General features: G+C 63.5%; 19 protein-coding genes. 9 read left to right on the top strand and 10 right to left on the bottom strand.

Annotation, left to right across the window (positions count from 1 at the left end; translation table 11 throughout):
• Positions 1–7: 7 nt before the first annotated feature.
• The 4 genes from X757_RS144155 to ugpB all read right to left on the bottom strand — a co-directional run bounded on the left by X757_RS144155 (position 8) and on the right by ugpB (position 4,200).
• A complete protein-coding gene (locus tag X757_RS144155) occupies positions 8–1,069 on the bottom strand; it encodes a sn-glycerol-3-phosphate import ATP-binding protein UgpC (protein ID WP_023726979.1) in 1,062 nt (353 codons plus the stop codon).
• A 7-nt stretch (positions 1,070–1,076) separates the two neighbouring features.
• Positions 1,077–1,925: a sn-glycerol-3-phosphate ABC transporter permease UgpE gene (gene ugpE, locus X757_RS144160; protein WP_023698704.1), complete on the bottom strand. Its 849-nt coding sequence runs from the start codon at positions 1,923–1,925 to the stop codon at positions 1,077–1,079.
• Between the two features lie 9 nt (positions 1,926–1,934).
• Entirely contained in the window at positions 1,935–2,819 is an 885-nt protein-coding gene (ugpA, locus tag X757_RS144165; RefSeq protein ID WP_023726978.1) for a sn-glycerol-3-phosphate ABC transporter permease UgpA, read from the bottom strand.
• Between the two features lie 70 nt (positions 2,820–2,889).
• Positions 2,890–4,200 carry a sn-glycerol-3-phosphate ABC transporter substrate-binding protein UgpB gene (gene ugpB, locus X757_RS144170; RefSeq protein WP_023726977.1) on the bottom strand — a complete coding sequence of 437 codons (1,311 nt, stop codon included), beginning with the start codon at positions 4,198–4,200 and terminating at the stop codon, positions 2,890–2,892.
• Positions 4,201–4,385: 185 nt separating this feature from the next.
• Here ugpB and X757_RS1000000168085 point away from each other — a divergent pair, with 185 nt between their 5' ends.
• Together X757_RS1000000168085 and X757_RS144175 are read left to right on the top strand one after the other, a co-directional pair.
• Entirely contained in the window at positions 4,386–4,532 is a 147-nt protein-coding gene (locus X757_RS1000000168085) for a hypothetical protein (protein WP_023685332.1), read from the top strand.
• Positions 4,533–4,679: 147 nt separating this feature from the next.
• Positions 4,680–7,127 (top strand): EAL domain-containing protein, encoded by a 2,448-nt coding sequence (locus X757_RS144175; RefSeq protein WP_023726976.1) that lies wholly within the window; start codon positions 4,680–4,682, stop codon positions 7,125–7,127.
• A gap of 99 nt (positions 7,128–7,226) precedes the next feature.
• Here X757_RS144175 and X757_RS144180 read toward each other — a convergent pair whose 3' ends face one another.
• Positions 7,227–7,919 (bottom strand): TlpA disulfide reductase family protein, encoded by a 693-nt coding sequence (locus tag X757_RS144180; RefSeq protein ID WP_023726975.1) that lies wholly within the window; start codon positions 7,917–7,919, stop codon positions 7,227–7,229.
• 34 nt (positions 7,920–7,953) lie between these two features.
• Between X757_RS144180 and argH the strand changes: the two genes are divergently transcribed.
• From argH to lysA, 3 genes are all read left to right on the top strand, one after another.
• Positions 7,954–9,354, top strand: coding sequence for an argininosuccinate lyase (gene argH, locus X757_RS144185; protein WP_023726974.1), 1,401 nt, complete (start codon positions 7,954–7,956; stop codon positions 9,352–9,354).
• 68 nt (positions 9,355–9,422) lie between these two features.
• The gene (locus X757_RS144190; protein WP_023673325.1) at positions 9,423–9,629 is read left to right on the top strand and encodes a hypothetical protein; all 207 of its coding nucleotides are present in this window, start codon (positions 9,423–9,425) and stop codon (positions 9,627–9,629) included.
• 64 nt (positions 9,630–9,693) lie between these two features.
• Complete coding sequence (gene lysA, locus X757_RS144195; RefSeq protein WP_023726973.1) at positions 9,694–10,962, top strand: diaminopimelate decarboxylase; 1,269 nt, start codon at positions 9,694–9,696, stop codon at positions 10,960–10,962.
• 19 nt (positions 10,963–10,981) lie between these two features.
• Here the strand turns inward: lysA and X757_RS144200 are convergent, their stop codons facing one another.
• A complete protein-coding gene (locus tag X757_RS144200; protein WP_023694025.1) occupies positions 10,982–11,284 on the bottom strand; it encodes a helix-turn-helix transcriptional regulator in 303 nt (100 codons plus the stop codon).
• Positions 11,285–11,334: 50 nt separating this feature from the next.
• On the opposite strand from X757_RS144200, the gene X757_RS144205 reads away from it, so the two are divergent.
• The 3 genes from X757_RS144205 to X757_RS144215 all read left to right on the top strand — a co-directional run bounded on the left by X757_RS144205 (position 11,335) and on the right by X757_RS144215 (position 15,414).
• Complete coding sequence (locus X757_RS144205; RefSeq protein WP_023726972.1) at positions 11,335–12,276, top strand: threonine/serine dehydratase; 942 nt, start codon at positions 11,335–11,337, stop codon at positions 12,274–12,276.
• A 136-nt stretch (positions 12,277–12,412) separates the two neighbouring features.
• Complete coding sequence (locus X757_RS144210) at positions 12,413–15,001, top strand: TIGR02302 family protein (RefSeq protein WP_023726971.1); 2,589 nt, start codon at positions 12,413–12,415, stop codon at positions 14,999–15,001.
• Between the two features lie 41 nt (positions 15,002–15,042).
• A complete protein-coding gene (locus X757_RS144215; protein ID WP_023726970.1) occupies positions 15,043–15,414 on the top strand; it encodes a glyoxalase superfamily protein in 372 nt (123 codons plus the stop codon).
• On the opposite strand, the gene X757_RS144220 is transcribed toward X757_RS144215, so the two are convergent.
• Complete coding sequence (locus X757_RS144220) at positions 15,411–16,274, bottom strand: LysR family transcriptional regulator (RefSeq protein ID WP_023726969.1); 864 nt, start codon at positions 16,272–16,274, stop codon at positions 15,411–15,413. The genes X757_RS144215 and X757_RS144220 overlap by 4 nt on opposite strands.
• A 226-nt stretch (positions 16,275–16,500) precedes the next feature.
• Between X757_RS144220 and X757_RS144225 the strand changes: the two genes are divergently transcribed.
• Complete coding sequence (locus X757_RS144225; RefSeq protein ID WP_023726968.1) at positions 16,501–17,523, top strand: DMT family transporter; 1,023 nt, start codon at positions 16,501–16,503, stop codon at positions 17,521–17,523.
• A 6-nt stretch (positions 17,524–17,529) separates the two neighbouring features.
• On the opposite strand, the gene X757_RS144230 is transcribed toward X757_RS144225, so the two are convergent.
• The 3 genes from X757_RS144230 to X757_RS144240 all read right to left on the bottom strand — a co-directional run bounded on the left by X757_RS144230 (position 17,530) and on the right by X757_RS144240 (position 19,167).
• Positions 17,530–17,901 carry a response regulator gene (locus X757_RS144230; RefSeq protein WP_023694030.1) on the bottom strand — a complete coding sequence of 124 codons (372 nt, stop codon included), beginning with the start codon at positions 17,899–17,901 and terminating at the stop codon, positions 17,530–17,532.
• Between the two features lie 64 nt (positions 17,902–17,965).
• Positions 17,966–18,508: a hypoxanthine phosphoribosyltransferase gene (gene hpt / locus X757_RS144235; RefSeq protein ID WP_023673315.1), complete on the bottom strand. Its 543-nt coding sequence runs from the start codon at positions 18,506–18,508 to the stop codon at positions 17,966–17,968.
• 23 nt (positions 18,509–18,531) lie between these two features.
• Positions 18,532–19,167 carry a hypothetical protein gene (locus X757_RS144240; protein WP_023685343.1) on the bottom strand — a complete coding sequence of 212 codons (636 nt, stop codon included), beginning with the start codon at positions 19,165–19,167 and terminating at the stop codon, positions 18,532–18,534.
• Positions 19,168–19,278 lie beyond the last annotated feature (111 nt).

The raw sequence follows: 19,278 nt of genomic DNA, 5'->3' as shown, positions 1-19,278 counted from the left end.
GGCTGCGTCAATCGACTCGTTTCCCAGCATTGTCGAACCAATGCAGCTTCTCGGCCCTGGCCACGACGCGCAGTTGATCGCCGGGTTTGGCCGTGGCGCGGCCGGCCACACGCACGACGATGCGGTTGCCGCCGGCGGCACAGTGAAGAAAGCTTTCGGCTCCCACAGGTTCGACCGCCTCGACCGCCGCAGGCAGAATAAGCGCGCCGGATGATGCCTCGGCACTGAAGGTGACGTCGGCATCCTCAGGGCGGAAGCCAAGCGTGGCGGCGTTCGTGGGCGCAAAGTCAATCGTCTTGCCATCAATCAGCGCTGGACCAGCCGATGCTTGCAAAAGAGGCAAAAGGTTCATCGGCGGCGCGCCGATGAAGGAGGCGACGAAGGTCGAGGCCGGCTTCTCGTAAATGTCAAGCGGCGCGCCCGTCTGCTCGACCAATCCGCCATTCATGACGACGAGAATATCGGCCAGCGTCATCGCCTCAAGCTGATCGTGGGTGACGTAGACCGAGGTGACACCGAGCGAGCGCTGCAAATTCTTGATTTCAACCCGCATCTGGCCGCGCAGTTTGGCGTCGAGGTTGGAAAGCGGTTCGTCGAACAGGAAGACTTTTGGATTGCGCACGATTGCGCGACCCATGGCCACGCGCTGGCGCTGGCCGCCGGAAAGCTCGCGCGGGCGCCGGTCGAGCAGCGCCGTGAGCTCCAGCACCTTGGCGGTCGAGCGAACCCTGCTGTCGATCTCGTCCTTGGGAGTACCCCGGTTGCGCAACCCGTAGGCCATGTTGTCGTAGACCTTCATATGTGGATAGAGCGCATAGTTCTGGAACACCATGGCGATGTCGCGCTCGGTCGGACCGATCGTGTTGACGATCTTGCCGTCGATGGCGACGGTGCCGGAAGAAATGGTCTCAAGCCCGGCGATCATCCGCAGCAGCGTGGACTTGCCGCAGCCGGACGGCCCAACCAGCACGCAAAGCTCCTTGTCGGGAATGGCGATGGAGACACCCCTCACCGCCTCGACGCCGCTGGGATAGACCTTCTTCACATCCTTCAGATCGACGGTCGCCATCGGCTTCTCACTTTTCGGAATCGACAAGTCCGCGCACGAACCAGCGTTGCATCAGCACCACGATCAGGATCGGCGGCAGTATGGCCAGCATCGCGGTGACCATGACCAGATGCCATTGGGTATCGGCATCGGCGAAGGAAACCATCTTTCTAAGTGCGATGACGATGGTGTTCATGTCGTTGCTGTTGGTGACGAGCAGCGGCCACAGGTACTGCGTCCAGCCATAGATGAAGAGGATGACGAACAGTGCTGCGATGTTGGTGCGCGACAGCGGCAGCAGGATGTCGAAAAAGAAGCGCCATGGTCCGGCGCCGTCGACACGCGCCGCTTCCACCAACTCACCTGGGATGGTCATGAAGAACTGGCGAAACAGAAGCGTGGCGGTGGCCGAGGCGATCAGCGGAATGATCAGGCCGGCATAGGTGTCGATCATGCCGAGATCGACCATCACCTTGTAGGTCGGCAGGATGCGCACCTCGACGGGAAGCATCAGTGTGATGAAGATCAGCCAGAAGAAGACCATCCGAAGCGGAAAACGGAAGAACACGATCGCATAGGCCGAAAGGATCGAGATGAAAATCTTCCCCACCGCGATGCCGAGCGCCATGATCGTGGTGTTGAGCAGCAATCGGCCGACACTGACGCCGCCGATGCGGCCGACACCGCCGAACAGCGCCTCGCTGTAATTGTTCCAGACCTGGTCGCCGGGCAAAAGAGGCAATGGCGGCTTGAGGATGGTCTGCAGCGTCTGCGTGGAGGCAACGAAGGTGTAGTAGATCGGGAAAGCGACGATCAGGATGCCCAGGATGAGCACGGCGTGGGCGATGAGGGCGCGAAGCGGGGACTGACCAATCATCGCTCGCGCTCAACCGTAGTGGACTTTGCGTTCCACATAGCGGAACTGGATGGCCGTGAGTGAGATGACGATGACCATCAGGATGACCGACTGCGCGGCCGAATCGCCGAGGATCAAATTGACGAAACCGTCATTGTAGACCTTGTAGACCAGCGTCTCGGTGGCCTTGCCTGGCCCGCCGCCGGTGACGGCATGAACGATACCGAAAGTGTCGAACAGCGCATAGACAGTGTTGACGACCAGCAGGAAGAAGGTCGTCGGTGCGAGCAGCGGGAAGACGATGGTCCAGAAGCGCTTCGTCTCCCCGGCGCCGTCCATGGCCGCCGCCTCTATCAACGTCTTCGGCACCGCCTGCAGCCCGGCGACGAAGAACAGGAAATTGTAGCTGATCTGCTTCCAGGCAGCCGCAGATACCAGCAGGATCATGGCTTGGCTTCCGTTAAGCAAGGGATCCCAGGCGATGCCGAGACCTCTCAAGGCGTAGGCCAGCGAACCGATCGAGGGGTTGAACAGAAACAGCCACAACATGCCGGCAATCGCCGGCGCCACCGCATACGGCCAGATCAGCAGCGTGCGATAAAGGCCTTTGCCGCGCACCACCTTCTCGGCCATGACGGCAAGCAACAGGGCCACACCCATGGCGACCATCGCGGTCGCCAGAGAGAACACCAGCGTAACTTTGATCGAGTTGAGGTAGGCCGGGTCGGCCAGCACCTTGCGAAAATTGGCGAGCCCGACGAACTTGCTCTTCAGCCCGAACGGGTCTTCCCTAAGCATCGACTGGTAGAGCGCCTGCCCGGTCGGCCAGTAGAAAAAGATCAGCGTAATGGCGAGTTGCGGCGCCACCAGCAGGTAAGGCAGGGTCTTGTTGGGAAAGACGACGCGTGGAGACAGGGTGATTCCCTCGCTATTCAGGAAATCGTCCACGCGGGTCCGCGTGGACGAGGTTCAACTGACAATCGCTTCAGTTTCCGATCGCTTCCTGAATCGCCTTGTTGCCGCGTGCGACCGCGTTGTCGAGCGCCTGCTGCGCAGTCTGCTGGCCGGCCAGCATCTTCTCGAACTCCTCATTCTCGATGTCGCGCACCTGCGGCAGATTGACGAGGCGCACGCCCTTCGAGTTCTCGGTCGGCGCCTTGCCCAGCATCTGCAGGATCGGCGTCTCACGGCCCGGGTTCTTGTCATAGAAGCCGGACTTCTTGGTCGCCTCATAGGCAGCGAGCGTCACCGGCAGATAACCCGACTTCTGATGCAGATACTCCTGCACTTCGGTCTTGGACAGGTAGGAGAAGAACGCCGCGACGCCCTTGTATTCCTCGTCCGATTTGTTGCCGAACACCCACAGGCTGGCGCCGCCCGGCGTGGTGTTCTGGGGCGCGCCCTTGGCGTCACTATCATAGGGAAGCTGGCCGATGCCGTAGTTCATGCCCGACTTGACGATGTCACCGAGACCCCCCGACGATTCGGTGAAGATGCCGCATTCTCCGGCAAGAAAGATCTGCTTGGCTTCGGATGTACGGCCGCCATATTTGAAGGTGCCGTCCTTGGCCAGGTCGGCGAGCGCCTGGAAATGATTGACGAAGATCGGCGCATTGATCTTGAGCTCGACGTCGGTTCCGGCAAGTCCGTTCTGGTTGGTGCCATAGGAAACGTCATTCCAGGCAGCGAAGGCCTCAAGGTGGATCCAGGTCAACCAGGTCGAGGTATAGCCGCAGGAAGCGGCGCCGCTCGCCTTGATCTTCTTGGCGGCTTCCCACACCTCGTTCCAGGTCTTTGGCGGATTGTTCACATCAAGCCCGGCCTTCTGGAAGATATCCTTGTTGTAGTAGAGGATGGGCGACGAGGAATTATAGGGGAAGGACAGCATGGTCCCGTCCGGCTTCGAATAGTAGCCGACGATGCCGGGCAAATACTGGCTCTTGTCGAAGGTCACGCCGGCGCTGGTCAGCACATCGGCCACCGGCTTGATCGCACCTTCGGCGGCCATCATGACACCGGTACCCACGTCGAACACCTGGATGATGTCGGGCGCTTGCCCCGCACGAAAGGCAGCGATGCCGGCATTCAGCGTTTCGGGATAGGTGCCCTTGAAAACAGGGAGAATTTCATAGTCGCTCTGGCTGGCATTGAAATCCTTGGCGATCTTGTCGACCACCTCGGCATTGGCGCCGGTCATTGCATGCCACCAACTGATCTGGGTGGCGGTGAAGGCGGAGGTGGTGGAAAGCAGGGTCAAGGTGGCGGCAACACCGGCCGCAAAGCCGAACAACTTCATGTTTCATCTCCCGTTTGTCATTGGCGAAAGGGGTGCTCCCGCGAACGCAATATGTGTCGCTGATGACAATCGGACAACGGATTTGTTGCTGTTTCGTGAATTTCATACCCGGCTAACTTCGCGCCCCCTCGCCTTGCAACGAGGACAGAGAGAAATGCCAAGCCGGCTCAGCGATAGAATGGGGCATGGTGGGCCTGCAAGGATCGCCGACCGCCCAGCGATGCGTGAAGGGCCCGCGTGACAGCGCCACGCACCTGCACCGTGCGGCCGCCAAACCGGCGCTCGGCCAGATCGAGATCGGCCGAGCGGCATCGCGCCAGGCGCTGCTGTAACCGTGCGTCTGGAATGAGACAGGATCGCCGCAACGTACAACCCGAAAAACCCGCTGTAGTTGTAGTTCGCATAACCGATTCTTCGTCAAGCGTGGCATACTAATCAAGTGGACGGCTTGATTGCTGTGGGAGAGCAGGTGGGGCGAGATGCTGACGGTCTATAATTGTATCGTGCATGAGCACGATCTGAGACTGGTCGCACTGGCAGCGCTCATTTGCGGTATTTCTTCCTTCTCGGCGGTCAACCTGCTTCGCCATGTCGACCGCTCGAGCGAGCGCAACCGCTATACCTGGCTGATGATAGCAGCCACTTCCACCGGCTTCGGTATCTGGGCGACGCATTTCATCGCAATGCTTGCCTTTTCTCCCGGAATCCCCAACGCCTACAATACGGAAATGTCGGCGCTTTCGCTCGCCGGTTCCGTCGCCCTGACCGCTGCGGGCATGTGGATCGCCACTTTGCGCCGGGGCATCGACTACCCTCTGGTCGGCGGCGCGGTCCTCGGCGCTGGTATCGCCGCCATGCACTATATCGGCATGGCCGCCTTCGAGGTCGAAGGGCGCATCGTCTGGAACCCGCTGCTGGTCGGCGTCTCGGTGCTGACAGGCGTCACCCTCGCCGCGCTGGCGCTGCTGGTCGTGTTGCGACGGCCGTCCATGCAGGCCACAATCGCCGCCGCCATCCTGTTGACGCTGGCGATCTGCAGCCTGCACTTCATCGCGATGGGCGCGGTGTCGATCTTCCCGGACTCCTCCATCGAGATATCGCAGTTCACGGTCGAACCGATGTCGCAGGCCTTCGCCGCCGCTGCAGTCAGCATGGCTATCCTGGTGCTTTCAGCCGCAGCATTGTGGATCGACCTTCGCTTCCGGCGTCACAAGCTCGAGGCCGAGCGCATGCACGGCCTCGCCAACGCCGCCGTCGAGGGGCTGATCGTCTGCGACGGCGCCCGCATCGTCAGCGCCAATGACAGCATCGCCGCGCTAACCGGCATTGCGCCGGAAGTGCTGAACGCGATGCTGCTTGGCGACCTCTTCGGCGAACGCACCGCGGCCGGCATGTCCGACTGCAGCGGACAGGCACAGGAAGCCGAACTCAGAGCCCATGACGGCGCCACCATCCCCGTCGAACTTATCGCAAGGAGCATCGACTATTGCGGCAAGCGGCACAGCGTTGTCGCCGTGCGCGACATCCGCGAACGCAGGAAGGCCGAGCAGGAGATCCTGCGCCTCGCCCATTTCGACCCGCTGACCGGGCTCCCCAACCGCCGCAGTTTCTCCGGCCGGCTCGAGGCCGAAATTGCCGCAATGGACCGCGGCGGCAAGGGCGGGCATCTTGCGCTGCTGCTGCTCGACCTCGACCGCTTCAAGGAAGTGAACGACCTGTTCGGGCATGGCGCCGGCGATGCCATGCTGCAGAAGGTGGCGCTATGCGCCTCCGCCGTGCTCCGCCACGGACAGATGCTGGCGCGTCTCGGCGGCGACGAGTTCGCCATCATCGCTCCGAACCTTCCCGATCCGCAGGCGGCCGGCCGCATCGCCGAGGCGGTGCTGGCTGCCATGCGCGAGGAAAACCGGCTGTCGGTCGGTGGCGGCCTGGTATCGGCCAGCATCGGCATTGCACTTTATCCGCTCGACGCCGATGAGCCGACAATCCTGGTCAGCCAAGCCGACACCGCGCTCTATCGCGCCAAGGCCGAGGGCAAAGACACCTACCGTTACTTCGAGGCCTCGATGGGCGCCGAGGCGCGAGACCGGCGCGTGATGGAGCACGAACTGCGCCAGGCCATGGCGCGCGATGAGTTTCGCCTCGTCTACCAGCCACAAAAGGAGATCAGCAGCGGGCGGATGGTTGGGTTCGAAGCGCTGATCCGCTGGCATCATCCGCAGCGCGGCGACGTGTCGCCGGCGACCTTCATTCCGGTGGCCGAAGACAGCGGCGTCATCATCCAGATCGGCGAATGGGTGCTGGCGACGGCCTGCGCCGAGGCAGCGCGCTGGAAGAACCATCTCACCGTCGCGGTCAATGTCTCGGCGGTGCAGCTCCACAATCCGAATTTCAGCCGCAAGGTGCATGAAGTCCTGCTCGGCTCCGGCCTGACGCCCGGCAGGCTCGAACTCGAGATCACCGAAACGGCGCTGGTCAAGGACATGCCGCGCGCGCTGGCGACCTTGCGCCAGGTGAAGGCGCTTGGCGTGCGTGTGGCGATGGACGATTTCGGCACCGGCTACTCCTCGCTGTCCAATCTCCGCGCCTTCCCCTTCGACAAGATCAAGATCGACGGCTCATTCATCAAATCAGTCGACAGCAACGGCCAGGTGGCAGCCATCGTGCGCGCCGTTCTGGGGCTTGGCCGCGGTCTCGGCCTGCCGGTTCTGGCCGAGGGCGTCGAGACGCTGGGCGAGCTGAAATTCCTCGACGCCGAGGCCTGCGAGATCGGCCAGGGCTACTATCTAGGCCGGCCGAGCCCGATCGAGGCGTTCAGCGAACTGACCGGCGTCGCGGCGCCGGCGGCACACGACGACGCCAGCGTCAAACAACGCGGCGGCAGCATCTTGATGCTGCCGCCGGCGGCGGCCCTGCGCTCAGCCTAGAGCAATTTCAGGAAAAGTGTGAAACGGTTTTCCGTCCGAAATTGCGTCGAAACAAAAAAGTTAGCGCGGGTAGCCGTTTCGACGAAACGGTGAACCGCTCTAAGGGGCGAGTGCGGCCTCGACCAGGCGCTTGGCATCCGGTCCCGACCATTCTGCCGGTCCGTTCATATGCGCGATCAGGCAGCCTTCGCCGTCGATCAGCATGGTGACGGGGAGGCCTAGCGCCAAGCCACGCGTCTTGACGTCGTTGAACAGCGCCAGCGTCGAATCGCGGTAGTAGCCGAGCGACCCGATGCCGATATCGGCGAGGAACTTCTTCGGCTTCACATCGTCGCCGGCATCGACATTGACCGCGACCACTTCGAAGGCATCGCTGCCCTTTTCCTTCTGCAAGGCATCGAGCGCCGGCATTTCGGCGCGGCAGGGCGCGCACCACGTCGCCCACAGGTTGAGCAGCACGGTCTTGCCGGCATGATCGGCGATCGTCATCGGCTTGCCGTCGGGACCGTTGAAGGCGAGACTTTTCAGCGATTGCGGCGGATCGGCGGGCAGCAATGCCGCCACCTGGCCGGTGGCCGCGGCGGCAACCTTTTTGGCGCGGTCGCTCTTGGCGGCGCAGGCGACATCGTTCTTGCTGTTGCCCGCGCCGGCCGCAGGTGCGCTGCCGGTGGCTGCGTTGTTGCCAGACCCGCTCTCGCTGACATATACCGCGACCGCGCCGGCCAGCACGCCCGCCAGCAAAGCGGCGAGGATCAGGCGCGGGGCCGGGAAGTATCTGTTACCGTCTGCCATTTTCTAAGACTGCTCCGGAGCACGGGTTATAGCGATGAGCGACAAGAAGGCCAGCAACCAGATGTGGGGCGGACGTTTTGCCTCGGGTCCGGCCGCGATCATGGAAGCGATCAACGCGTCGATTTCGTTCGACCGCAAACTCTATGCCCAAGACATACGAGGTTCGATCGCCCACAGCGAGATGTTGGCTGAAACGGGCATTATTTCGGCGGCCGATCAAGAAAAAATCGCTCACGGGCTGAACACGATCCTAAAAGAGATCGAGGCCGGCACGTTCGAGTTCTCGACCCGGCTGGAAGACATTCACATGAACATCGAGGCCCGCCTTGCCGATCTGATCGGCCCGGCCGCCGGCCGCCTGCACACGGCGCGGTCACGCAACGACCAGGTGGCGGTGGATCTCCGGCTCTGGGTCAAGGACGAGTGCTTTCGCGTCGCCGAGGCGCTGAAGGGGCTGATCTCAGCCTTGCTCGATCGCGCCGAGGAGCATGCGGCGACCGTGATGCCCGGCTTCACCCACATGCAGGCGGCGCAGCCGGTGACCTTCGGCCACCATTGCATGGCCTATGTCGAGATGTTTTCGCGCGACCTGTCGCGCGTCCGCGACGCCATCGAGCGGATGGATGAAAGCCCGCTCGGCGCGGCAGCGCTTGCCGGCACCAGTTTTCCGATCGATCGCCACAAGACCGCCAAGGCGCTCGGCTTCCGCGAGCCGATGCGCAATTCGCTCGACAGCGTCTCCGACCGCGATTTCGCGCTGGAGTTCTTGAGCCTGGCCGCGATCTGCGCCACGCATCTGTCGCGGCTCGCCGAAGAAATCATCATCTGGTCGACGCCGCAATTCGGCTTTGTCAGACTGTCGGACAGTTTCTCCACCGGCTCCTCAATCATGCCGCAGAAGAAGAACCCGGACGCCGCCGAACTGGTGCGCGGCAAGACCGGCCGCGTCACCGGCCATCTCGTCGGGCTGCTGACGGTGATGAAGGGCATGCCGCTGACCTATGGCAAGGACATGCAGGAAGACAAGGAATCGGTCTTCGACGCCGCCGAGACGCTCGATCTGATGCTGGCGGCGATGACCGGCATGGTGCGCGACATGACGGTCAATGCCGCCGCGATGAAGAAGGCCGCCGGCTCGGGCCACGCGACCGCGACCGACCTCGCCGACTGGCTGGTGCGAACGCTGGGCCTGCCCTTCCGTGAGGCACACCATGTCACCGGCCGCGCGGTGGCGGTGGCCGAAGAGAAGAAGGTGAGCCTGGAAAAGCTGTCGCTGGAGGATTTGCAGTCGATCAATCCCGGCATCACGGCAGACATTTTCTCGGTGCTGGCGGTGCAGAATTCGATCAAGAGCCGCACCAGCTTCGGCGGCACCGCGCCATCGGAGGTCAGGAAGCAGATCCGCAGCTGGAAAAAGCGCATCGCCAAGGCATGATGCCGGGGTGCAATGCGCCTAAAACTCGGTTAAAAGCGCAGCACACAAAGTTTCGGACGGATGGATCGATGACCGCAAGCAGGATTTTGGTGACGCTGACGCTGCTGACGGCGATGGCTGCCGTGACCGCTTGCGGCCGTAAGGCTGGTCTCGACACGCCCTATGAAGCGGCCGTCCAGGCCCGCAAGGACGCCGAGCGCGCCAAACAGCCGGTGCCGCCAGAGCCGGAAAAACCGGTCGTGGACAAGAAGTTCATCCTGGACCCGCTGATCTAGAGCCGATGAGACCGGCTTGGTCTTTCTGGCCAGGTCTCGTGCTCCAACTTCCGGAAACACTCTCGTGAACCATTTCGACTACCGCGACGGCGTGCTCCATGCCGAGGACGTGGCGATACCAGACATCGCCGCAAGCGTCGGCACGCCGTTCTATTGCTATTCGACGGCAACCTTGACGAGGCACTACCGGGTGTTCGCCGGGGCTTTTGCCGGTCTCGACACGCTGGTCTGTTACGCCTTGAAGGCGAATTCCAACCAGGCGGTGCTGCGGACGCTGGCAAAGCTCGGCGCCGGCGCCGATACCGTCTCGGAAGGCGAAATGCGCCGCGCGCTCGCCGCCGGCATCCCGGCCAGCAAGATCGTATTCTCGGGCGTCGGCAAGACCGCGCGCGAAATGGATTTTGCGCTCGAGGCCGGCATTCTCTGCTTCAATGTCGAATCCGAGCCGGAGCTGGAGTTGCTGTCGGCCCGCGCCACCGCGCTCGGCAAGGTGGCGCCGGTCTCGCTGCGCATCAACCCGGATGTCGACGCCAGGACGCACAGGAAGATCTCCACCGGCAAGGCCGAGAACAAGTTCGGCATTCCATGGCAAAGGGCGCGCCAGGTCTATGCCCGCGCGGCCGGTTTGCCGGGCACCAAGCCCATCGGCATCGATACCCATATCGGCAGCCAGATCACCGAGTTGCAGCCCTTTGACGATGCTTTCGCGCTTCTGGCGGAACTGGTCGGCGCGCTGCGCGCCGATGGCCACGCCGTCGAGCATGTCGATCTCGGCGGCGGCCTCGGCATCCCCTACCGCACCGACAACAGCCCGCCGCCTCTGCCCGATGCCTATGCCGATATCGTCAGGAAGCATCTGACAAAGCTTGGGGTGAAGGTGATGTTCGAGCCGGGCCGGCTGATCGTCGGCAATGCCGGCATCCTGGTCTCGGAAGTGATATTCGTGAAGGAAGGCGACGCCAAGAACTTCCTCGTCGTCGACGCCGCCATGAACGATCTGATCCGGCCAACGCTCTACGATGCCTTCCACGACATCAAGCCGGTGGTGCAGCCGCCGGCCGACACGCCGCGCATGGCGGTCGATGTCGTCGGCCCGGTCTGCGAGACAGGCGACTATCTCGGCCTCGACCGTGACCTGCCCCGGCTCAAGTCTGGCGACCTAATTGCCGTCACCACCGCCGGCGCCTATGGCGCGGTGCAATCCGGCACCTACAACACCCGCCTACTTGTGCCTGAGGTTCTGGTCGACGGCGACCGTTTCCACGTCGTGCGCCGGCGCCAGACCTATGACGAGCTGATCGGCCTGGATTCGGTGCCCGACTGGCTTGCATAGAGCCGCAGCGCCGGCTGCGCTACAGCCGGTTCTGGATGAGCATCCTTGTGTCGGCGATCCTGTCCTCGTCGCGGCGGTAGAACGTCCATTGCTTGATGCGCTTGGGGCGCAGCAGGCCGGCCTGGGTAAGCACGCGCATATGTTCGGAGAGCGTCGCCTGCGTAATGCCGAGCTTCTCCGCGATCAGCAGCGCGCAAACGCCGTCCTCGACCAGATCGCCGTCTGCCTGGGCCGGGAAATGCGCCTGCGGATCCTTCAGCCAGTCGAGGATCTGCAGCCTGCGTTCGTTGGCGATCGCCTTGAAGACATCAACCTCTTGCATTTAGCCATTTTGCCAAGTTACTAATTGCTGTCAATCCCAAGGAGATGGTCATGACGAACGGCAACACCGTCACGCGCGAACGCATTGCCGCGATGGAACCGCGCATCCGCCGCTATATCAGGCACACGCCGGTGCTGCGCGTCGACATGGCCGATTTCGACCGGCCGCCGCTGGCGGTCGACCTCAAGCTCGAATGCCTGCAGCATTCCGGTTCGTTCAAAGCGCGCGGCGCCTTCACCAATCTGCTCGAACGGCCGGTGCCTGCGGCCGGCGTGGTTGCGGCTTCGGGCGGCAATCATGGCGCCGCGGTCGCCTATGCCGCCATGCGGCTTGGCCACAAGGCGACGATCTTCGTTCCCGAAGTCAGCCCACCGGCCAAGCTGCAGCGCATCCGCGGCTACGGCGCCGAACTGATGGTCGGCGGCGCCCGCTATGCCGAGGCGCTGGCCGCCAGCGAGGCTTTTGCCGAAAAGACCGGCGCGCTGCAGATCCATGCCTTCAACCAGGAGGAAACATTGGTCGGCCAGGGCACGCTCGGCCTCGAAATCGAAAACGATCTGCCCGACATCGACACGCTGCTGGTCGCGGTCGGCGGCGGCGGCCTGATCGGCGGCATCGCCGCCTGGTTTGCCGGCCGCATCAGGATCATCGCCATCGAGCCCGAAGGCGCGCCGACGCTGCATCGCGCCTTCGAAGCCGGCCACCCCGTCGATGCGCCGGCCGAAGGCGTCGCCGCCGATTCGCTGGCGCCCAAACGCGTCGGCGAGATGATGTTCCCGATCGCCGAGGCCTTCGTCGAACGCTCCATCCTGGTCACCGACGGCGCCATCATCGCCGCGCAAAAGGCGCTGTGGGAGCGGGTGCGGATCATCGCCGAGCCGGGCGGCGCAGCGGCCTTCGCAGCGCTGCTGTCCGGCCGCTACACGCCGGCGCCGGGCGAGCGGATCGCCGTCCTTGTCTGCGGCTCGAACACCGATCCGGCGAAATTCTAAACCTTGCTTCGACTGAAGTGGGACGCAAACCCGTCAAAGCTTTTCAAGTTTTCCGGAACCGCCTCGCCTTTGCCGTGTTTGCTGGTAAACTTCTGCTTGTTGAGTCCGGGCTATCCCGCCCGGGCAGGAAGGGCCGATGACGGAACGCCCCATTTCCAGTGGCGATCGCAGCCTGGCCGGGCGGCTTGCCCTGAGCCGGCTGGCGACACGGGTCTCGATGACGGTCGAGCGCGGCTGGCCGCTGCTTCTGCCGCTGCTCATCATCGCCAGCCTGTTTCTCAGCCTCTCCTGGCTCGGCCTTTTCCCCCGGCTGCCTGACATTGCGCGCATTATCCTGGTCACTGCGTTCGGTATTGCCACGCTGGCGGCGCTCTATCCGCTGCGTTTCTTCAAGCTTCCATCCGCCGCCGAAATCGACCGCCGTATCGAGGCGGCCAACCAGTTGCAGCACAGCCCGGTGCTGGTGCAGACCGACCGTCCCAGCGGCAAGGAAAGCATCTTTTCCCAGGCGTTGTGGCGCGAGCACCAAAAGCGCATGGCCGACAAGCTCGGCAGCCTTGGCGCCGACCTGCCGCGTACCCGCGTGCCGGAGCGCGATCCGTGGGCATTGCGTGCCGTGGCGGCGCTGCTGTTGGTCACCGCTTTTGCCTTCTCCTTCGGACCGTCCGGCGGCAGGCTGTCCGATGGTTTCAGTGCCCATGCGGCGCGCGACATCGTACCGCCGCGCGTCGATGCCTGGGTGACCCCGCCGGCCTATACCGGCAAGCCGCCCATCTTCTTGACCGCGCCAGTCATCGATGGCAACGCCAAGCAGGCGGTTGCCACCTTCACCGTGCCGCAAGGCAGCGACGTCTCGCTGCGCGTGACCGGCGGCTCCGGCGAGGAAACGCTAAGCTTTGCCGACAAGGGCGGCAATGCTCGCGCCATCGACCCGTCGGGACCACAGGTGGCGGCCGTCAAGGCAGCGGCGGTCAACCCCGCGACCCCCAAGCTGCGCCAGTTCACCGGCAAGCTGACCGCCGACGGCACGCTGACGCTGAAGTCGGGCGAAGCCGATCTCGGTCGCTGGGCCTTCGCGGTGATCCCCGACAAGCCGCCGACGATCCGCTTCGTCGGCGAGCCCAAGCGCGCCGTCAACGGCGCCTTCGAGCTCAACTACCAGATCGACGATGACTATGGCGCGGCCACCGCCAAGGCGGTTTTCGCGCTGGCCGATCCGGCGGCGCCCGATGCGCATCCGCTCTACGGTCCGCCTGACCTGCCGCTGGCGCTGCCGCGCCGCGGCGGCAAGGCGAACGCCGCCAAGACCACCAAGGACCTCACCGAGCACGTCTGGGCCGGCGCCAGCATCAAGCTGTCGCTTGTGGCCACCGACGATGCCGGACACACCGCGACCAGCGAAACCAAGACTATTGTGATGCCGGAGCGGCCCTTCGCCAACCCGCTGGCGCGGGCGGTGGTCGAGCAGCGCCGCCTGCTGGCGCTCGACGCCAATGCCAAGCCGCGCGTGCTCGACCTGATGGACGCCATCACGTTGCGGCCCGAGGACACGTTCGACAACATGTCGCATTACCTCGCCATCATGAGCGCCCGCAGCCGGCTGAAGATGTCGGACAGCGACGATCAGTTGCGCAACGAGGTTGCCTATCTCTGGGAAATCGCGCTCGGCATCGAGGAAGGCAATCTCTCGTCCGCCGAAAAGCGGCTCCGCCAGGCCCAGCAGGCGCTGCAGGACGCCATCAAGCGCGGCGCCAGCGACGAAGAGATCGAAAAGGCGATGAAGGAACTGCGCGAGGCGATGAACGAATTCCTGCAGGAATTCGCCGAGCGCGCCAAGCAGAACCCGAACGCGCCGCAGATGCAGCAGAATGGTCGCGAGCTGCGTCACAGTGATATCGACCGCATGATGGACCAGATCGAGAACCTGGCGAAGTCGGGCGACCGCGACAAGGCGCAGGAGCTGCTGTCGCAGCTGGAAAACATGATGAACAACCTGCAGGCCGGCCGTCAGCAGCAGGGCGGCGAGCAGGACAGCGAGATGCGCCAGCAGATGGACAAGCTGGGCGAGATCATGCGCCGCCAGCAGGAGATGATGAACGACACCTACCGCATGGACCAGATGCAGCGCGGAGATAATCAGCAGCCCGGCGAAGGCAATGGCGACGACCCGGACCAGCCGGGCGTCGGCAAGGATCGCGATCCTCTCGCCCGGCCGAAGTCGATGACACCGCAGGAATTCGCCGATGCGATGAAGCAGTTGCAGGAAGGCCAGGGCCAGTTGCAGAGCGAACTCGACAAGCTGAAGAAGGGCCTGGAAGGCATGGGCATGCAACCCAATGAGGGGTTTGGCGACGCTGGCAAATCCATGGGCAATGCCGAAAAGTCGCTTGGCGAAGGCGAAGGCGACCAGGCAGTCGGCCACCAGGGTCGCGCGCTGGAAGCGCTGCGCAAGGGCGCCAAGGAGATGATGAAGCAGCTGCAGGCGATGCAGGGGGACCAGGGCGGCAGCCAGGAAGGCGGCCGCCAACAGGACGCCGGCCGCGATCCGCTGGGCCGGCCGCGCGCCAGCCGCGGACCCGATTTCGGCGATTCGGTGAAGGTACCCGACGAGATCGACGTGCAGCGCGCCCGCCAGATTCTCGAAGCGATTCGCAAGCGGCTCGGCAACGCGCTCAGCCCCGACATCGAGCGCAGCTACCTCGAGCGGCTGCTGGAGCTGAAGTAGCCTCCAAGGCAACATCCGTCGAACTGAATGGTATCAGCGCCATGCCGAAACTCGGTGCCGTCACGCCCATCCTGCGCATCTTCGACATCGCCAAGGCACGCGAATTCTATGTCGACTTTCTCGGCTTCAAGGTCGAGTTCGAGCACCGCTTCGACGACAATGCGCCGCTCTATATCGGTGTAATCCGCGACGGCTGTGTCCTGCATCTGAGCGAACATCATGGCGACGGCGCGCCGGGTATAGCCATGCGCATCAAGGTCGAGGACATCGCGGCATTGCACCGCGAACTGATCGGCAAGAGATACCGCTACGCCCGGCCGGGCCTCGAAACCACGTCGTGGCAGACCCGTGAAGTGTCGGTCGGCGACCCCTTCGGCAGTCGCCTGCATTTCTACGAGGATGCGGCAGGCTAAGCCGGCCGGTTGACGAACGCCTCGCGGATCGCCTCCTGCATGCCGTCGATAGCTTCGCCTGAGGCATTTGGGCTGCGGTGCATCACCACATTCGAGGAATCGATATGGCCAAACCCGTCAGCGGCGGTGAGTTCACGACAGCCATCCGGAATATTGCTGTGCGAGATCGGCGCGATCGCCAGGCCAGAGGTGACGGCGAGCTTCAGGCCGCCGGTGGTGTCGCTGGTATAGGCGACACGGTAGGCCAGCCCACGCTGCTCCAGCGATTTGATGGCGAAGTCCTTGCACCAGCCGGCTCTGTTGTAGAGCGCGATCGGCACCGGCCGCTCCTCATGCATGTGATGCAGGCTCGATGTCACCCACACTGTCGGATCGTGCATCAGCACCTCGCCGCCGGAAGGATCCTGCCATTCGAACACCACGGCGAGGTCGAGTTCACCGGCGGCTAGCGCCGCCAGCTGGGCGCCGGAATGTGCATAGCGCACGGTGACCTCGACCTTGGTGTGACGCTTCGAGAAGGCGCCGAGCGCGCGCGACAGGATGGCGTGACCATATTCCTCGGGAATGCCGATGCGCACCGGCCCGCCAAGCGGTGCCGCCGCCATCGATGCCGCCGTCTCGTCGAGCAGAGAGACGATGCGGCGGGCATTGACGATCAGCTCGCCGCCACGGCGCGTCAGCGCCACGCCGCGCGAGCCGCGTTCGAACAGGCTGTCGCCGACCAGCTCCTCGAGCTTCTTCATCTGCATCGACACCGCCGACTGGGTGCGCCCGGCCTGCTCCGCCGCCCGGGTGAAATTGCCCGCTTCGGCAATGGCGACAAAGGTGCGCAGGAGATCGCTGTCGAGGGCTGGCCGCATCGAATCCGTCATAAGCAAATTTGATCGCTGGTATCATTCCAATTCGTTTGCAACATGTCAAACGCCGCAGCATAGTCCGCTCACCCATTGGATATGCCGCCGCGAAACCGGCTGCGGACCAATCAAAGAGTCCTCACTCATACCCGCTGCCCGAAACGGTGGCGGGTTCTTTTTACCCCATGGCCGGGCGGCTGCGGGCAGTTAAGGCAAGGGCCGGCAGAACAACATGCGCAACCGGATCGTTCTCGGCATCATCAGCCTGTGCCTTGGCGTGCTGGTGTTCTCGCTCCAGGACCCGCTGGTCAAGGCGGTGTCGGCCGGCTATCCCGTGACCGAGGTGATGTGGATCCGCTCGATCGTCGCTTTGCCGATCCTGGTCGTTCTCGTTCGCGCCGATGTCGGCCTGCGGGCCATTGTCTCGAAGCGGTTCGGCCTGCTGACGATACGCGCCTTCATCCAGTTCTCCTCCTATACGGTCTACTATCTGGCGATCGCTGCCTTGCCGCTCGCCGACGCGGTGGCGCTCTATTTCATGGCGCCCCTGTTCATCATGGCGATAGCCGGACCCTATCTCGGCGAGCGGGTATCCTGGCAGGCTCTCGCCACCGTGCTGATCGGCATGCTGGGCGTGGTCGTGATGCTGCGCCCGGGCGCCGGCCTGTTCGACTGGGCGGCGCTGCTTTCGTTGGGCTCGGCTTTGCTCTACGGCTTTTCACAGCTGATGGCGCGCAAGATCGGCGACANGGCGCTGCTTTCGTTGGGCTCGGCTTTGCTCTACGGCTTTTCACAGCTGATGGCGCGCAAGATCGGCGACACCGAATCCTCCACCGTCATGGCCTTCTACCAGAACGGCGCCTATCTGGTCGGCGCCGCTGCGGTTGCCGGCACATTCTGGCTTGCCGGCATAACCCATGCTGTCCACCCCAGCCTCGAATTCCTGGTGCGGCCGTGGGTCTGGCCGACGACCCCGGATTTCCTCAAGATGGCGGCCTGCGGCTTCGTCGCTTCGGCCGGCATGATTCTGCTGTCGCAGGCCTACAGGCTGGCGCCCGCCAACCGCGTCGCCACCTTCGAATACACCGGCATCATCTGGTCGCCGCTGTGGGGCTTCCTGTTCTTCGACGAGGTGCCGCGCTCGACCACTGCCATCGGTGCGGCGCTGATCATCGGCGCCGGTCTGCTGGCGCTCAACACCGAACGGCGCCGGAGCGCTGCGCCTGTCCTCGCCGCGTCTCAGGATGTCGCCTGAAGCGTGTCAGGCGAAGCAGGCGAGCGCCTGGTCGACCCGCGAGCGGATTTCAGCCAGCGTGAAAGGCTTTTGCACGACGTCGATAATGACGCCGTTCAATTCCTCGGCGCGCTCGCGCTGGTCGGCATAGCCGGTCATCAGCAGGATCTTCATGTCAGGGAAAAGCCTGGCTGCGGCGATCGCCATCTCGATGCCGTCCATTTCCGGCATGCGGATATCGGAGACGACGAGGTCGTAACCGCCGCCTGCAGCACTGACCATCGCCAGCCCCTGCGCGCCGTCGGCGGCGATATCGATCGAGTGCCCGGCGCGTTCGAGCGCGCGGGCGGCGAGGGTGCGGACGGACTCATCGTCCTCGACGATCAGAAGCTTTGCCATGGGCCGGAATTTGGCGGGCAAAAGTTGACTTTTTCTGAAAATTTGAAGCGTCGGGGGCCTTTTCTCAGGCATCGCCTTTGACGACACCGACAAACGGCAGTTCGCGAAAAGCGTGAGCGACGTCCATGCCGTAGCCGACGACGAAGTAATCGGGACAGTCGAAGCCGACATAGTCGGCGTTCAGCTCGGTCTGGCGGCGCATGCGCTTGTCCAACAGCACCGCGATGGCGCAGCTTTTGGCGCCGCGCGACAGCATCAGGTTGCGGGTGAAGGAGAGCGTCTTGCCCGACTCCAGGATATCGTCGATCAGCAGCACGTCGCGGCCGGCGACCTCATTGTCGATGTCGCGCAGCACCCTCACCTCGCCGCTGGTGGTGCCGGCGCCATAGCTGGAAATGAAGATGAACTCGACCTCGGGCGACAGCCCGACATCGTGCATGGCGCGGATCAAATCGGCGGCGAAGATGAACGAGCCCTTCAGCACCGAAATCACCAGCAGGTCGTGATAGTCGTGCTCGGCGATCTCCTTGGCGAGTTCGAGATTGCGCCGCGCGATCGCGGACGCCGAAAACAGGACCTCGATGTCCTTGCCGCGCACAACTGGCATCAACAACCTTTCCAGAGAACCGACTAGCCGGCGAAGGTGACCGCCACGGCCTTGACGCCGTTTCTAGGCACATCGAGGCGGCTGGAAAAGCCGAATCTTTCGCCGGGCGCCAGAGAACGGTTGGATGTCCCCAGAGTATAACGGGTGATGCGGCTGTCATTGCCGGTGACACGTATCTCCAGCGGCGGCAATTGTCCCGCCTTCAAACCGTCATTGACGGCCTCGCCATCCACGAACAGCACCGGGGCGGGTCCCGAGGCGTCGACACGCGACGTGACGCCGGCAATGCTGAGTACGGCGCCCTCCGGCTGTTCGACTGACCAGAACGGCGTCTGGCGCACCAGCGCATGGCCACCCGAGACCCAGAAGGCGGCAAGCGCCGCACCGATGCCGGCAATCCAGAAGATCGGCCCGCCACGCGATGCCGGCCGCCCGGCTGACGCATCTGATTTGCGCAGCATCTCCATGCCTTCCATCGACGGCGTCGCGATGTCGCGCGCCGGCGTCGGCATGGCTTCTATCAGTGGGATCAGCTGCGGCAGCACCTCATAATCCGCATCGACGATGTCGGTCGCCACAGGCCGCGATTCCGGTGCGACACTTGTCCCGGTCATGATTTCGCCGGAAACCGGGCGCGCGGTTCGTTGCTCAGCCATCATGGCCCCGCTGTTGCCTCTTCGTTTCTTTTGCGTAAATGGAAATGGTTAACGCTTCCCCACCGGAACCCTTGTGACGCACTCAAAAACAGCGAAAATTAACCGACGGTTAAC

The sequence above is a fragment of the Mesorhizobium sp. LSHC412B00 genome, assembly GCF_000503035.1.
In the GTDB taxonomy this organism is placed as follows: domain Bacteria; phylum Pseudomonadota; class Alphaproteobacteria; order Rhizobiales; family Rhizobiaceae; genus Mesorhizobium.
This window is presented reverse-complemented; position numbering and strand designations above follow the sequence as displayed.